The organism is Pseudomonas congelans (assembly GCF_900103225.1).
In the GTDB taxonomy this organism is placed as follows: domain Bacteria; phylum Pseudomonadota; class Gammaproteobacteria; order Pseudomonadales; family Pseudomonadaceae; genus Aquipseudomonas; species Aquipseudomonas congelans.
Genome location: NZ_FNJH01000001.1, coordinates 1,144,720 through 1,158,668 on the forward strand (window position 1 = coordinate 1,144,720; position 13,949 = coordinate 1,158,668).

Genomic DNA, 13,949 nt, shown 5'->3' on the forward strand with positions numbered 1-13,949 from the left:
TGTCGTCCGTTTGGATTTGACCCTACTCTATGATTCGAAAGCCTGCCAGACGATACAAAAAAGCAACGGCGTGCAGACATTATTTTCATATTTGAACGCCTAAGTTCACGGCACTCACTTTCACCCCATGTTTGCACACTCGTCGTGTGACTGTTTTATGTTCGGCCCTGCTGCGTCAATCGGAGAGTCTCTGTAGATGAGTCAAACTTTTCTTGCTTTTTCTCGGCCGTCCATTGGCGATGAAGAAATTGCTGCGGTGACGCGCGTGCTGCGCTCCGGATGGATCACCACCGGACCGGAATGTCAGAAGCTGGAGGAGGAGTTCGCCGCGCGGGTCGGCGCGCAGCATGCGGTTGCACTTTCCTCGGCCACGGGGGCAATGCACGTTGCACTGCTGGCGCTGGGTATCGGGCCTGGCGATGAAGTGATTACGCCGTCGCAAACCTGGGTGTCGACGGCCAACATGATCTGCCTGCTGGGGGCCACTCCGGTGTTTGTCGATGTCGACCGCGACACCCTGATGACCAGCGCCGCGCTGATTGAGCAAGCCATTACTCCGCGGACCAAGGCCATAGTTCCTGTGCATTACGCAGGCGCTGCATTCGATCTCGACCCGCTGTATGCGCTGGCCAACCGGCACGGCATCACCGTGATCGAAGACGCTGCGCATGCCGCCGGCACCGGTTACCAGGGACGCCTGGTCGGCCAGCAGGGCACTGCGATTTTTTCGTTTCACGCAATCAAGAACATGACCTGTGCCGAAGGCGCGATGCTGGTCACCGACAATGCAAGGCTGGCTGACCTGGTGCGTCAGCTTAAATTCCATGGCCTGGGTGTCGATGCCTACGACCGCCTGACCCTGGGCCGCAAGCCCCAGGCCGAGGTCATGGAGCCTGGCTTCAAATACAACCTGCCCGACATCAACGCGAGCATTGCGCGGGTACAGTTGCAGCGCCTTGACGCCATCAATGCGCAGCGCCAGGCACTCGCCAGCCATTACCTCGAACGACTGGCCAATAGCCCCGTTCTGCCTCTCGCCCTGCCTCGCCATGCCCAGCAACACGCCTGGCACCTGTTCATTCTGCGCATCGATCCCGAGCGCTGCGGGCTGGATCGCGACGCCTTCATGAAGGCCTTGCAAGCGCGAAACATAGGCACCGGCATCCACTTCATCGCGACTCACCTGCACAGCTATTACCGCAAGCGTTTCCCCGACGTCTGCCTGCCCGACACGGAATGGAATTCATCAAGGCTGTGCTCCATCCCCCTGTTCCCCGACATGACCCTCGATGATGTCGAGCGGGTTGTCGGTGCCATTGAATCGACCGTGGAATCCAGCCATTGAAACCGTATCCGATCAAGTTCGTGTCGATCGTCATCCCTGTCTACAACGAACGACAAAGCCTGCCAGAGTTGTTGCGTCGCACTGAAGCGGCCTGCGAACAGCTCGACCACCGCTTTGAAATCGTGCTGGTCGACGATGGCAGCCGCGACGACTCGGCAGACATTCTCCAGCGGGCTGCAGAGCGCGACGACAGCCCTTTCGTCGCGGTGATCCTGAATCGAAACTACGGTCAGCACGCCGCCATTATGGCCGGATTCGAGCAGTGCCAGGGCGACGTGGTCATTACCCTTGATGCCGACCTGCAGAATCCACCCGAGGAAATCCCTCGCCTGGTAAAGCTCGCTGAACAGGGATACGACGTGGTCGGCACAGTGCGCAGCAATCGTCAGGACTCCGCCTGGCGACGCTGGCCATCGAAACTCATCAACCTGGCCGTGCAGCGCTCCACCGGCGTGGCCATGAACGATTACGGCTGCATGTTGCGCGCGTACCGACGCACGATTGTCGACGCCATGCTCGCCTGCCGGGAGCGCAGCACGTTCATTCCGATTCTGGCGAACAGCTTTGCGCGACACACCACCGAGGTGCTGGTCGAGCACGCCGAACGCGAGCACGGCGACTCCAAATACAGCCCGATGCGCCTGATCAACCTCATGTTCGACCTGATCACCTGCATGACCACCACGCCCCTGCGCCTGCTCAGCATTATCGGTTTCAGCATGGCATTGCTCGGTGTCTCGTTCGCGGCGCTGCTGATCGTGCTGCGCCTGATCTTCGGCGCTTCATGGGCCGGGGACGGCACTTTCGTACTGTTTGCCGTGCTGTTCGTGTTCACCGGAGGCCAGTTCATCGGCATGGGGCTGCTGGGTGAGTACCTGGGCCGGATGTACAGCGATGTGCGTGCGCGTCCGCGCTTCTTTATCGAAAAGATCGTGTGCAGCTCGTCCCGGGGTGCCACCGAGAGCATTGATTCTTCTGTAACTCCCTATATGAACAAGGTCGCGCCATGAGCACTAAAGCTGTCGTTTTCGCGTATCACGATATTGGCTGTGTCGGCCTGCAAGCGTTGCTGGATGCAGGCTATGAGATTGCGGCAGTGTTCACCCATGCCGACGACCCCGGGGAAAAAACCTTTTTTGGCTCTGTGGCCCAGATGTGCGCCCGGCACGGCATTGCGGTGCATGCCCCCGAGGACCCGAATCACCCGCTGTGGGTGGAGCGAATCGGCAAACTGGCCCCGGACTTCATTTTCTCCTTCTACTATCGCCAGCTACTCGGCGATTCGTTGCTGGCCTGCGCGAAAAAAGCTGCGCTCAACCTGCATGGCTCGCTGCTACCGCGTTATCGCGGACGCGCGCCGGCCAACTGGGTGCTGGTCAACGGCGAAAGCGAAACCGGCGTCACCCTGCATCAAATGGTCAAACGCGCCGATGCCGGGCCGATAGTCGCCCAGCAGCGGGTTGCGATCAGTGACACCGATACCGCCTTGACGCTGCACGGCAAATTGCGTGACGCCGCCGCTGACCTGCTTTGCGAAACACTGCCCCTGCTGGCAGCGCAAGGGCAACTGCCAGGTACGCCCCAGGATGAATCCCGTGCGACGTATTTCGGTCGACGCACCCCGGCCGACGGTTTGATTGACTGGTCGTTGCCGGCCAGCCAGCTCTACAACCTGATCCGCGCGGTAACACAGCCCTACCCTGGCGCGTTTTGCCCGGTTGGCGACAACAAGCTGATCGTCTGGGCTGCCAGCGTGGACACGAGCAGCAATGGAGAAGCACCCGGTACGGTCATCAGCCACGAGCCATTGCGTATTGCCTGCGGCGAGGGTTCGCTGGTCATCACCGCAGGGCAGCGCGGTGACAACGGCTTGTACCTCAGTGGCGCGCAACTGGCGCGCGAGTTCGGGCTGGTCGCAGGCTCGCAACTGCTCGATAAGGCAAAGCGCCGGTCGGTCCGTCGTACCCGTGTGTTGATCCTCGGCGTCAACGGTTTCATCGGCAATCACCTGTCAGAGCGTCTGTTGCAGGATGATCGTTACGAAATCTACGGCATGGATATCGGCTCGGACGCTATCGAGCGCCTGCGTGCCAAGCCGAACTTTCATTTCATCGAAGGTGACATCAGCATCCATACCGAGTGGATCGAATACCAGATCAAGAAATGCGACGTTGTGCTGCCGCTGGTGGCCATCGCCACGCCGATTGAATACACGCGCAATCCACTGCGGGTTTTCGAGCTGGACTTCGAAGAGAACCTGAAGATCGTCCGCTACTGTGTGAAGTACAACAAGCGCGTGATTTTCCCGTCCACGTCCGAAGTCTATGGTATGTGCCAGGACGCCAACTTCAACGAGGACACCTCGAACCTGATCGTTGGCCCGATCAACAAGCAGCGCTGGATCTACTCGGTGTCCAAGCAACTGCTGGACCGGGTCATCTGGGCCTATGGCCAGAAAGGCCTGCAATTCACCCTGTTTCGCCCATTCAACTGGATGGGACCGCGTCTGGACCGCCTGGATTCGGCGCGCATCGGCAGTTCGCGGGCCATCACCCAACTGATCCTGCACCTGGTCGAAGGCACGCCCATTCGCCTGGTGGACGGCGGCGCCCAGAAGCGCTGTTTCACCGATGTCGCCGACGGCATCGAGGCGCTGGCACGGATCATCGAAAACCGCGATGGGCGTTGTAACGGCCAGATCATCAACATCGGCAACCCCGACAATGAAGCCAGCATCCGTCAATTGGGTGAAGAGCTGCTTCGCCAGTTCGAAGCCCATCCGTTACGCGGCCATTTCCCGCCCTTCGCCGGCTTTCGTGAAGTCGAAAGCCAGTCCTTCTATGGCAAGGGCTATCAGGATGTCAGTCACCGCAAGCCAAGCATCGACAACGCCAGAAAGCTGATTGGCTGGACGCCGGGTATCGAGCTGAGCGAAACCATCGGCAAAACCCTGGATTTCTTCCTGCGCGAAGCCATGGCTGAAAAAGCGGATCAGTGCTGATGCAGGCAGGCTTGAGAATCGATGTCGACACTTACCGGGGCACGCGTGAGGGCGTGCCAAGGCTGCTGGACATACTCGACGAAGCGCAGGTCAAGGCGACCTTCTTTTTCAGTGTCGGCCCCGACAACATGGGGCGCCATCTGTGGCGCCTGGTAAGGCCGACGTTCTTCTGGAAGATGCTGCGTTCCAGGGCAGCAAGCCTGTATGGCTGGGATATTCTACTGGCCGGCACCGCATGGCCGGGCAAACCGATCGGCCGCGACCTCGGCCCGCTGATGCGTCGCGCGCTAGATGCAGGTCACGAAATCGGCCTGCATGCCTGGGATCATCATGGCTGGCAAGCCAATGCCGGACACTGGAGCGACAGGCAGTTGACCGCCCAGATACACCGTGGAGTCGATTGCCTGAGCGACATTCTCGGCCATCCGGTGGTCTGCTCCGCAGCGGCAGGCTGGCGCGCCGACCAGCGAGTCGTGCAGGCCAAAGAAGCGTTTGGCTTTCGTTACAACAGTGACTGCCGTGGCGCCAGCCTGTTTCGCCCGTTGCTGGCCGACGGCAGCCTCGGCACCGCTCAGATTCCTGTGGACCTGCCGACCTTCGATGAAGTAATCGGCCCGCACCTGCAGGCGGATGCGTTCAACGACCACATTCTCGGCCGCTTTTCCGCACGACGGCTCAATGTCTACACCATTCACGCCGAAGTGGAAGGGATCATCATGGCCGACGGTTTCAGGCAACTGTTAAAGCGGGCCAATACCCAAGGAATCCACTTTGCGCCGTTGGGTCATCTGCTACCGGATGCCATCGAACGGTTGCCTTCCGGGCATATCGTTCGCGGCCACCTGCCCGGCCGCGATGGCTGGCTAGGGGTGCAGCAGTGATGCAGGTCAGGCAAAGTCATCTTGCGCTGCTGTTATTGGCGTTCGTGCTGGCTTATCTGCTGCCGCTGGGGTTTCACGGTCTGTGGATTCCCGATGAAACCCGCTATGCGCAGATCAGCCAGGAAATGCTCCACAGCGGCAACTGGATCGCGCCGCACTTCATGGGGCTGCGTTACTTCGAAAAACCGGCTGCCGGTTACTGGCTGATTGCACTCGGGCAGCAGGTCTTTGGCGAGAACCTGTTCGGCGTGCGCGTTGTTTCGGCACTGGCTAGCGGCTTGAGCGTGCTGCTGGCCTATCTGCTAGCCGGCAAGATCTGGAACGACCCGCGCAAGCAGTTCGCCAGCGCCTTGCTGCTCATGAGCTTCGGGTTCGTCGCGGGCCAGGCCGGTTACGCCAATCTTGATCCGCAATTCACCCTCTGGACCAACCTGACACTGGTCGCTTTCTGGTACGCCGTGCACAGCGTCGGCCGCGCACGTCTGGCGGCATGGACGGTAGTCGGCGTGGCCTGCGGGATGGGGTTCATGACCAAGGGCTTTCTCGCCTGGGCACTGCCCGTCGTCATCGCCCTGCCCTACATGCTGTGGCAGAGACGCCTGGCCGAACTGTTCAGATTCGGCCCGCTCGCGGTAGTGATTGCAATCGCCCTGTGCCTGCCGTGGGCGCTGGCGATCCACCAGCAAGAGCCCGACTACTGGCGTTACTTCTTCTGGCACGAGCATATTCGCCGCTTTGCCGGGGACAACGCGCAACATGCCCAACCCTGGTGGTTCTATCTGCCGCTGCTGGTGGCGGCCTGTGTGCCGTGGGCACTGCTGCTGCCGGTCACCCTGAAACAGGCATGGCAACAAAAAAGCCGCCCTGACAGTACCTTTCTGCTGCTGTGGCTGCTGCTGCCGTTGGCGTTTCTGAGTCTGAGCAGAGGCAAATTGCCGACCTACATACTCCCGTGTCTGCTGCCGTTGGCGCTGCTGATGGCCAACACGCTGGTCGAACGCCTCGATCAGGGTCACAGCACAGCGTTGCGCGCGAACGGAATACTGAACGCGACCGTCACTTTTGTCGTGCTTCTGGCGTTGATGTACCTGCAACTCAAGCAGCCGGTGTACGAAAACGAGCCCATGCATTTGTCACTGGCGGTCATCCTGCTTCTCGGATGGACACTCGCCAACGGCCTGCAAGGCTTGCGCCCGCTGACCTTCTGGGCCATGCCGGCGCTGGGCAGCTGGCTGCTGATCGCCTTGCTGCCCGCTGCACTGCCGAACGAGGTGGTCAACAACAAGACTCCCGACCCGTTCGTCGTCAGGCATCAGGCCGAACTGGCGGACTGTGCGCATCTGCTGAGCAACGATCTGGGGGCAGCCTCGGCTTTGGCGTGGCGCCTGAAACGGCCTGATGTTGCGCTGTTCAACACCTGGGGCGAGCTGGAATACGGCCTGGGCTATCCGGATGTGCAGGGTCGTGAAGTCCGCCTACACGACATTGATGCCTGGATGAAGAACGCCCGCAGTGAAGGCCGCGTCGGCGTCATCATGCGTGGCAAGAGCGATGAAGAACTGCAAGAGCTCGAAAGTCTTCCCAAGGATGGCCAACGCTATGACGAAGGCAACCTGGCGATCCTCATTTACGAGAAGTCGGCATCGTGATCTGGCTGATGCTGGCGTGTGCATGCCTGCTGACGTGCCTGGGTCAGATCGCGCAGAAGTACGCGGTACAAGACTGGCGTGGCGCATTTCCCGGTGCATTTGCAGCACTGTGCTCGATATGGCTGTGGCTGGCGGTGGCCTGCCTGGGGTCCGGCCTGCTGGTATGGCTGCTGGTGTTGCAACGCCTGGACGTCGGCATCGCCTATCCAATGCTGGGTGTTAACGTCGTGCTGATCACGCTGGCAGGTCGCTATGTGTTCAACGAACCGGTTGACGCACAGCACTGGCTGGGCATTGCGCTGATCCTTATCGGTGTCGTTCAGTTGGGGCACCAGGCGTGACCCGCTGCCGGGCAACCCTTTGCGCCATGGCCAGTGTGGCGCTGGTCAGCGCGGCGCAACTGGGCATGCGCTGGAGCATGAGCCGCCTGCCCTCGCCCGTTCAATGGCTGCACCTGCCGGATCATGCGCAGCTTGATCTCAGTGCGTTAATAGTCGTTTGCGTCTCGATCACCGCTTATGCGCTCTCCGTGCTTTTCTGGCTGCTGGCCCTTCGGGTTTTGCCCCTGAGCCGTGCCTATTCGCTGCTCAGTATCAGCTACGCCCTGGTTTATACGCTCGCTGCAGCGCTGCCATTTTTCCACGAGACATTCACGGTATCGAAAACTGTGGGTGTCACCCTGATCGTGGCAGGTGTCTTGACCATCAACCTCCGGCGCATTTCCGGCCCATCACCTCAGGATCTTTCCCATGAAAATCAGCGTTTTCGGTAGCGGATATGTTGGCCTGGTACAAGCGACCGTGCTCGCCGAAGTCGGCCACGATGTGGTCTGCATGGACATTGACCAGGCCAAGATCGATCAGTTGTGTCAGGGCCAGGTGCATATCTACGAGCCAGGACTGGCCAATCTGGTGCGTGAAAATCTGGACCAGAGGCGTCTGTGTTTCACCACCGACGAACAGATGGCAGTGGAACATGCCGAGGTCCTGTTCATCGCGGTCGGCACGCCCTCCCGTGCCGATGGTTCGGCCGACCTGAGCGGCTTTTTCGCGGTGGGCGAAGCCATCGCCCGGCACCGACGCGAACCGCTGATCATCGTCGAGAAATCCACCGTGCCGGTCGGCAGTGGCGACGCCTTGCGCAGCCATATCGACAAGGCACTGCGTCAGGCGGGCCGGCTGTTGCAGTTCGATATCGTCTCCAATCCGGAGTTTCTCAAGGAAGGCTCGGCGGTCAAAGACTGCCGGCGCCCGGACCGTATCGTTATCGGCAGTGAAAATGAAGCGGTGCGCAACGTCATGCGCGAGCTGTATGCGCCGTTCAACCGCAATCACGAACGGATCATGTTCATGGACCTGCGCAGCGCCGAGCTGACCAAGTACGCCGCCAACTGCATGCTGGCAACCAAGATCAGCTTCATCAACCAGATCGCCGAACTGGCCGAGCATCTGGGCGCAGATGTCGAGTCGGTGCGGCTGGGCATCGGCGCCGACTCACGCATCGGTTATGACTTCATCTACCCCGGTTGCGGTTACGGCGGCTCGTGCTTTGGCAAGGACATACGCGCGTTGATACACAGCGCCCGGGAGGCCAACTGCTCCAACGATCTGTTGTCGGTGGTCGAGGCCATCAACGAACGGCAGAAGAACAAATTGTTCGAGCGGGTAAACGCGTTCTACCAGGGCGACCTGCGCGGCAAGACCTTTGCCCTGTGGGGGCTGGCGTTCAAACCCAACACCGACGACATGCGCGATGCCCCGAGCCGCGTACTCATGGAAGCGTTATGGGACGCGGAAGCCAGCGTGCGCGCGTTCGACCCCGAGGCCATGCAGGAAACCCAGCGCATTTATGGCCATCGCAAGGATCTGATGCTCATGGGCACGCCGGAGTCCGCGCTCAACGAGGCCGATGCATTGATCATCTGCACCGAGTGGCAACAGTTCAAAGCTCCGGATTTCGAGTTGATCCAGCAGCGGCTTAACGCGCCGGTCATCTTCGACGGACGCAATCTGTACGACACCGAGCGACTGGCAAAACGCGGTTTTCACTACTTCCCCATCGGGCGTGGCGAATCGTGCGACCTGCCGATCCCGCAAAAACAGTGGACGGCCTGTAACCCGCTGGTCAGCAGCCAGGTTGTATAACGGCGCTGTACCGGTTGGCATAAGCGGTGGACGTCAGTTGCCGACAGCCACCGGAGCCTGACTGACGAAATAATAGATACGCTCGCCGACCTTGACGCTGTCGACCACTCGCAAGGGTAGTTCGGGGGGCTGGAGACTTTCCATCAGCGCCACATTGCCGTCGGCACGGGTCAGAAAGGTGCTCAGTTCAGCGCTGGATGTAAACGTGTCCAGCAGGCTCTGACTGTAGAACACACAGGCCCCTGCCAGCCGTTCACTGGGCTGAAACAAGGCGACATGCCGTCCCTGGACCTGCAGAGCGTGGACCTTGTCAGTCAGCGGCAGAAACGACAACTGCCGGTCTGCCCGCGGTGCCAGCCAGAGGGCTGCGCCGAGATACCCAGTCACGATCACGACGGCACCGGCAACAGTCATCACCTTTGCGTTCCGTACCATGAACGCCGCAGAAGAAGAGCCTTGCGAGCGGGCCTTGATTTGCTCACCCAGCACAAAGGCGTACTCCGCCGCAATAACTGCCGCCGCCGGGGCCAGTGACATCAGATAAACCATGCGTTTACTCGAGGCCAGCGACAACAGCAGGAACTGCGTGATCAGCCACAAGCTGAAAAACAGCAGATAACGATTGGCCAGCAGCTGTTTGCGGAAATGCCACAGCCCTAGGTAGACGAGCACATTCCATGGCAAAAACGCCTCGGGCAATTTCGTCAGGTAGTAATGGAAAGGCTCGTAATGCCCCGCCTCTTCGAACGAGCCACTGAAACGTCCGACGCTATTGGTCCAGAGCACGTCCTTCAACGACTGCGTACCGCCCTGCCCGTACAGCAGATAAAGCCAGACAAACAGCGGTATCAGCGCCACAACAGTGAATATCGCCGGACGCAGCCAGTCGGCAATGACCACGCGTCTGCGCTGCACTGACTCACAGACAAGCCACGCGAAAATCACTACGCCAGGCATGGCCAGCCCCAGTACCCCTTTGCTCAGGGTCGACACTGCGATGCCCGATACGAACAGCAACCAGAACCCTGCGCAAGATCCGTCGCGGCGCAAACGCTCACTGGCCTGAAAGAACCCCAGCAACGCCATGCTCACGCCCAGCGCCAGCAACGCATCCTCACCCACCTGCCGCGAATTGCTCCAGAAGCTGGCCTGGGTCGCGAGCATGAATGCAGCCACCCACGCTACAGATGCAGGTCGCCCGAGACGACGCAGCATACTGTAAAGCAGCAACACGCTGAAGAGTCCCGCGAAGGCGGACGCAAGCCTGACCGCCCAGGGAGTCGCACCGAATATCCCGATAGACGCAGCGTCGAGCCAGACACTCAACGGCGGCTTTTCCAGGAAGGGTTGATTGTTCAGTTTCGGAGTCACCCAATTACCACTCAGGTGCATTTCCATGGCAATGCCCGCCACGCGGGGTTCTGTCGAGTTTTGTAATTGGTGATTGCCCAGCGCGAGAAAAAACAGCAACGCGCCCAACAGCAAAAGCAATGGCGCCAGCACGCGAGAAGTTATCAAGGGAATTACCGCAGCGACGTGGAAGGGAAAGGCAGGTAAACGAACCGGTAAAGTATAAGGCGCTTATTGTTGAAAATGCGTTACCCCATGAAACCTTCAGGGTGAAATTCCTGCCGTCATGTTGAACAGTTCAGGCACTGTTCAGACTTCATCACGGGTATATGAAAACAAAAAAAACGGGGAGCGATAATCGCCCCCCGTTCGATACATCAGTTCACGCTTTTTTGCAGTGAATCAGACCGCAGCAACAACCTTGGCTGGCGGCTGAGTACGACGACCCAGTACACCTGCCCCCGCAGCGACCAGACCCGAGATCACCAGAGTGATCAGCAGAATCCATGCACCTTGGGAAACACGCTTGGCGGTCACTTCAGCCGCTTCACGGGCTTTCTGTTCAGCCTGAGCTTTCAGTTCCTGATACTTGGCATAAGCCTGACTGTAGCTGGCCTGGGCCTGATCGACGATCTGGTTGGCTTCGGCATCAGTCTTGTTGCCACGCGCCTTGATCAGGTTGACCAGCGCCTGACGGTCAGCGGCATCCCATGCCTGGTCGCCTTTGGCTTTGATGCGATCCATCAGGCCGCTCAATTGCTCGTCGGCTTGCTGAGGATTCTGTGCGCTCTGCTTGGCAGTGTTCTGCGCGTCCTGCTGAGTCGCCTGGGCTTCCTGCTTGACATTGTCCGGGTTCAGCTCGGGCTTGCCGGTCTGACGCATGGCTGTTTCGATCTCGCCCTGGATGTCGTCCAGATTGAAATCAATGCCCTGAGCGCGCAATTGATCCTGAATCTTGCCGCCAACGGCCGGAGCCACCTGAGCGATACCGCTGCCCAGTGCCGACATGCCGCTGCCCGCCAGGTTAAGGCCGCCGCGCACGACGCCGGTCACTGCGCTGGAGACCAGATAAACAGTGATCAGCGAGACGCTTGCCCATACCAGCAGGCCGTGAAACGCACCTTCGCGCTGCGCCAGACGTCCAGCGGCCCAGCCACCGACGAACAGCGAGATTACCGAGCTGACAACGACCCAGATACCTGCGCCCGTACCAATGCCGGACAATGGATTGGCTTCCTGCATCGGATCGATACTGGCACTTCCGATTGCCGTACCCAACAGGTTCAACAACAGCGAAACAACCATGGCCAGAACAACACCGGCCAGAATCGCACTCCAGGAGATTCGTTTAAGCAGCGGACCCGCTGCATGAGTTTCGTGGTACACAGGGGCACCTGGGGCGATACGGTCGTCGCGAATCATAGTCATAGTCCTTTGAGTCATTGGCAGTAAACGCACACATGTGTGGCGTACAAATCAATGACCCGGACAACACTCAAGAAGTTTAAAATTTTTATAGACTTTTTTCAGCCTGGAAAAAGCACAATAGAACTGTATCGATAGTGACGCACATCAATGGAACGTAACCTTTGCCCAATACTCCAAGCAATTTACAAACCCGCCGTTTTATTAGGCTGTTTGCTCTAACTATTGGGAGTTGTCTGATGTCCGTTAATAACAGACGGGAATTAACCGGCTGCTGTCTTTTTTGAATTCCCCTACTCACTGGATATACGCAACCGTATAGGGTGTACGGAGGAATCATAATAAAAGTCTGCAGTCACCCGGGTGTGAGCCTGAAGACAGCGCCATACACTGTGCGCCAGACAGCATGAAGGCCCGACTGAAACAGTCAGGCCTTCATGTGTTCATTGCCAGTGCCGTCAAGCGATACCGTTTGGCCCGTCGAGTACCTGCCTGACCTTCCTGGCGAGGTCCTGCGGCATGCAAGGCTTGGACACCACCTCAAACTCGGAACCGCCAATGTCGGTTCGCTCGATCGAGCTTTCAGCGTAGCCAGTGGTCAGCAGCACCTTGACCTTCGGGTACCTGCGCCTCACTTCCCGCGCGAGCATCACCCCGTTCATGCCGCCCGGCATGATCAGGTCAGTGAACAGCAAGTCATACGTACTGCCGGCCTCGAAGCGCTTAAGTGCCTCTCGGGCATTGAGAACGATTTCCGATACATAGCCGTAATCATCCAGCACCATCTTGGCCAGCTCGGCCACGTCAGGGCGGTCTTCCACAATCAGAATCCGCTCGGCACTGCCAATGCGCCTTTCCGAGGCTTTGGGCGGATCGTTTTTGCTCAGCACAGCCTCGTCTACCGGGAAATACATGCGCAGCGTGGTGCCGACACCTTCTTCGGTATAAATACGCGCCGCGCCACCCGACTGTTTGGCAAAGCCATAGACCATCGAAAGACCGAGCCCGGAACCCTTGCCTTCTTCCTTGGTGGTAAAAAACGGGTCCATTACCCGATCACGGATACTCGCAGGCATGCCAATGCCGTTGTCCGTCACTGCAATGGAAACATAACGCCCTGGCAACAGACCGTCATAGGACATATTGGCCAGCTCATCGACGACCAGATTGCGGGTTTCGATGAATATCTTGGGGTTGAGCCGGCCAATCAGCGCATCGCGCGCGTTGATGAAAATGTTCAGCAAGGCAACTTCTGCCTGGGTCGGATCAATACGGCAGTTCTTCAGTGCCGGATCCAGATCGGTTTCGATCATCACTTCCGGGCCGAACGTACGCTCGATCAACGGCTCTGTCGTGGAAACCAGACCATTGAGGTTGAGTACTCGCCCCTGCAGTTTCTGTTTGCGGGCAAACGCCAGCAGTTGCTTGGTCAATGTGCTGGCGCGCTCGACGGCAGACTTGGCGTGATGAACACTGCGCTGGACACGCTGCACGTCGATGGTGGGCTTTTCTGCCGCACTGCCGATCAGATCGATATAACCGCCCATCACTTGCAACAGGTTGTTGAAGTCGTGCGCGATGCCACCGGTAAGCTGCCCCAGAGCCTCCATCTTCTGTGCCTGACGCAATGCCTCTTCAGCATCTCGACGGCGACTGATGTCCAGTTGGGAGGCAAAGAAATAAATAAGCTCGCCCGCGTCGTTATAGACCGGAGAAATAAACAGGGCATTCCAGAACGAGGAACCGTCCTTGCGGTAGTTGAGAATTTCAGTGGAGATATCGACGCGCTCTTCGATTGCATCGCGAATCGACTGCACCGCCGCCCGGTCAGTGTCCGGCCCTTGAAGAAACCGGCAGTTGATACCGATGATTTCCTCGGACGAATAGCCGGTCATTTCCAGAAATGCCCGGTTGGCAAAAATGATGGGATTGTCCGGGCGATTGGGGTCCGTCACGACCATCGGCATCCGAGTCGTTTCTACCGCTGCGAAAAAGATATCCTTTCCCTGATGCTTGATATCTCCCGTCGCCGCATTGTCGACCCGGGCTTTATTTTCCGACACTCCAGAAACTCCACGACTGTTTATTGGGCTATTGCGCATGCTGTCTAATGGCTAGGACTGGCGAAGCCTCAAAAGGGTTCTAAAGTATCTG

General features: G+C 58.8%; 11 protein-coding genes. 8 read left to right on the plus strand and 3 right to left on the minus strand.

Going from position 1 to position 13,949, the window contains the following annotated elements; genetic code table 11:
• Positions 1–196: 196 nt before the first annotated feature.
• From arnB to BLR20_RS04485, 8 genes are read left to right on the plus strand one after another with little or no spacing between them, the layout of a single operon-like run.
• Positions 197–1,345, plus strand: a complete 1,149-nt coding sequence (gene arnB, locus BLR20_RS04450; RefSeq protein WP_054994135.1) for a UDP-4-amino-4-deoxy-L-arabinose aminotransferase — start codon at positions 197–199, stop codon at positions 1,343–1,345.
• A complete protein-coding gene (arnC, locus tag BLR20_RS04455) occupies positions 1,342–2,355 on the plus strand; it encodes an undecaprenyl-phosphate 4-deoxy-4-formamido-L-arabinose transferase (RefSeq protein ID WP_010436218.1) in 1,014 nt (337 codons plus the stop codon). The genes arnB and arnC overlap by 4 nt, the downstream gene beginning before the upstream one ends.
• Positions 2,352–4,346: a bifunctional UDP-4-amino-4-deoxy-L-arabinose formyltransferase/UDP-glucuronic acid oxidase ArnA gene (gene arnA / locus BLR20_RS04460; RefSeq protein ID WP_054994136.1), complete on the plus strand. Its 1,995-nt coding sequence runs from the start codon at positions 2,352–2,354 to the stop codon at positions 4,344–4,346. The genes arnC and arnA overlap by 4 nt, the downstream gene beginning before the upstream one ends.
• Positions 4,346–5,227 (plus strand): 4-deoxy-4-formamido-L-arabinose-phosphoundecaprenol deformylase, encoded by an 882-nt coding sequence (arnD, locus tag BLR20_RS04465; RefSeq protein ID WP_054994212.1) that lies wholly within the window; start codon positions 4,346–4,348, stop codon positions 5,225–5,227. Before arnA ends, arnD begins: the two co-directional genes overlap by 1 nt.
• A complete protein-coding gene (gene arnT, locus BLR20_RS04470) occupies positions 5,227–6,876 on the plus strand; it encodes a lipid IV(A) 4-amino-4-deoxy-L-arabinosyltransferase (RefSeq protein ID WP_054994137.1) in 1,650 nt (549 codons plus the stop codon). Before arnD ends, arnT begins: the two co-directional genes overlap by 1 nt.
• Positions 6,873–7,217, plus strand: coding sequence for a 4-amino-4-deoxy-L-arabinose-phosphoundecaprenol flippase subunit ArnE (arnE, locus tag BLR20_RS04475; RefSeq protein ID WP_054994138.1), 345 nt, complete (start codon positions 6,873–6,875; stop codon positions 7,215–7,217). The genes arnT and arnE overlap by 4 nt, the downstream gene beginning before the upstream one ends.
• Before the next feature lie 26 nt (positions 7,218–7,243).
• Positions 7,244–7,648 (plus strand): 4-amino-4-deoxy-L-arabinose-phosphoundecaprenol flippase subunit ArnF, encoded by a 405-nt coding sequence (arnF, locus tag BLR20_RS04480; RefSeq protein WP_054994139.1) that lies wholly within the window; start codon positions 7,244–7,246, stop codon positions 7,646–7,648.
• On the plus strand, positions 7,626–9,020 hold the full coding sequence (locus tag BLR20_RS04485) for a UDP-glucose dehydrogenase family protein (protein ID WP_054994140.1): 1,395 nt from the start codon (positions 7,626–7,628) through the stop codon (positions 9,018–9,020). The genes arnF and BLR20_RS04485 overlap by 23 nt, the downstream gene beginning before the upstream one ends.
• Before the next feature lie 33 nt (positions 9,021–9,053).
• Here the strand turns inward: BLR20_RS04485 and BLR20_RS04490 are convergent, their stop codons facing one another.
• The 3 genes from BLR20_RS04490 to BLR20_RS04500 form a co-directional block, all read right to left on the minus strand.
• Positions 9,054–10,535 carry an ArnT family glycosyltransferase gene (locus BLR20_RS04490; RefSeq protein WP_032614091.1) on the minus strand — a complete coding sequence of 494 codons (1,482 nt, stop codon included), beginning with the start codon at positions 10,533–10,535 and terminating at the stop codon, positions 9,054–9,056.
• A gap of 237 nt (positions 10,536–10,772) precedes the next feature.
• Entirely contained in the window at positions 10,773–11,792 is a 1,020-nt protein-coding gene (locus tag BLR20_RS04495) for a hypothetical protein (RefSeq protein WP_054994141.1), read from the minus strand.
• 461 nt (positions 11,793–12,253) lie between these two features.
• Positions 12,254–13,858 (minus strand): hybrid sensor histidine kinase/response regulator, encoded by a 1,605-nt coding sequence (locus tag BLR20_RS04500; RefSeq protein WP_054994142.1) that lies wholly within the window; start codon positions 13,856–13,858, stop codon positions 12,254–12,256.
• Positions 13,859–13,949 lie beyond the last annotated feature (91 nt).

What these genes read in the sequence shown, in the direction of transcription:
- arnF (WP_054994139.1), top strand. Translation starts at nt 7,244, where the DNA reads ATGGCCAGTGTGGCGCTGGTCAGCGCGGCGCAACTGGGCATGCGCTGG.
- arnT (WP_054994137.1), top strand. Translation starts at nt 5,227, where the DNA reads ATGCAGGTCAGGCAAAGTCATCTTGCGCTGCTGTTATTGGCGTTCGTG.
- arnB (WP_054994135.1), top strand. Translation starts at nt 197, where the DNA reads ATGAGTCAAACTTTTCTTGCTTTTTCTCGGCCGTCCATTGGCGATGAA.
- arnA (WP_054994136.1), top strand. Translation starts at nt 2,352, where the DNA reads ATGAGCACTAAAGCTGTCGTTTTCGCGTATCACGATATTGGCTGTGTC.
- BLR20_RS04485 (WP_054994140.1), top strand. Translation starts at nt 7,626, where the DNA reads ATGAAAATCAGCGTTTTCGGTAGCGGATATGTTGGCCTGGTACAAGCG.
- arnD (WP_054994212.1), top strand. Translation starts at nt 4,346, where the DNA reads ATGCAGGCAGGCTTGAGAATCGATGTCGACACTTACCGGGGCACGCGT.
- BLR20_RS04495 (WP_054994141.1), bottom strand. Translation starts at nt 11,792, where the DNA reads ATGATTCGCGACGACCGTATCGCCCCAGGTGCCCCTGTGTACCACGAA.